The sequence below is a fragment of the Vibrio sp. 1402 genome (genome assembly GCF_033340275.1).
Genome location: NZ_JAWOWE010000094.1, coordinates 1 through 1,032, shown reverse-complemented (window position 1 = coordinate 1,032; position 1,032 = coordinate 1). Strand labels below are relative to the sequence as shown.

At 50.9% G+C, this 1,032-nt stretch carries 2 protein-coding genes; both read right to left on the bottom strand.

Annotated features, from left to right (window positions below):
* A partial coding sequence (locus R7044_RS24360; RefSeq protein ID WP_225455892.1) for an aldehyde dehydrogenase family protein occupies positions 1-520 on the bottom strand: 520 nt, incomplete at its 3' end.
* Positions 521-538: 18 nt separating this feature from the next.
* Positions 539-1,032: proline racemase family protein (locus R7044_RS24355; protein ID WP_225455891.1), on the bottom strand; the 494-nt coding region annotated here is incomplete at its 5' end.

Below are 1,032 nucleotides of genomic sequence, written 5' to 3'. Positions count from 1 at the left end.
GGCCTTTAACAATAAACGGACAGCCAGCCGCTAGTGCAGATGCGGTAGCGCCACCCGCGGCTGAGAATGCTAACGGAAAGTTCGAAGCACCAACGACGGCGACAGGGCCAATGGCAATTTGTTGGCGACGAATGTCAGGCTTTGGTAGAGGTTGGCGTTCAGGATTTGGCGTATCGAAGATGGCTTGATGATAACTGCCAGATTTTACAACCTCTGCGAACAATCGTAGCTGGTTAGCCGTTCTGCCGACTTCTCCCTCTAAACGTGCCTGTGGAAGCGCTGTTTCTAAATGCGCACACGCGACAATATCTTCACGTCTTGCTTCTACCTCTGACGCAATAGAGCAGAGTAGGTTGGCGCGCTTTTCGTTGCTGAGTCGGCGAAAACTGCGTGCAACTTTGTCTGCTGCTTCTGCAGCTTGGTTAACTTCCATCTCTCCATGGACGGGAAACGGCGTCGTTAATCGTTCACCGGTAAAGGCGTTGGTGGCGTAAAACACCTGTGAGTTTTGCGAATTCATTGTTCTTCCTTACTGTCCTTATTTCACTTCAAATCCGTACGCGTACGGGTCTTCATCATCGACCCAAATGGTGTTGTGGCCATACACTTGTGCCCAACCTTCAATGCTCGGCAAAATCGCCGTTTGTCCGTTTACTTCGGTGATACCCTCAATACGGCCGTTAAATAGGCTGCCGATGATGCTTTCATGCACGAAATCTTCGCCTGATTTGAGTTTTCCTTTCGCGTACCATTGCGCCATGCGTGCGCTCGTGCCGGTTCCACATGGCGATCGGTCGAGTGCTTTATCGCCATAAAAAACGGCATTGCGAGCCGTTGCGCCGTCTTGCGTTGGTTTCCCTGTCCAAAGTACATGGGAAACGCCGCAAACCGTGGGGTCATTTGGATGGATGCATTCCACTGCATTAGAAACGGCGGTGCGCACTTTGGGGGAGAGCATTAAAATCTCATCAGGGGAGTAGTGTTCGAGTCCCGCATAATTTTCTTGTGGATCAACAATAACGTAGTAGTTGC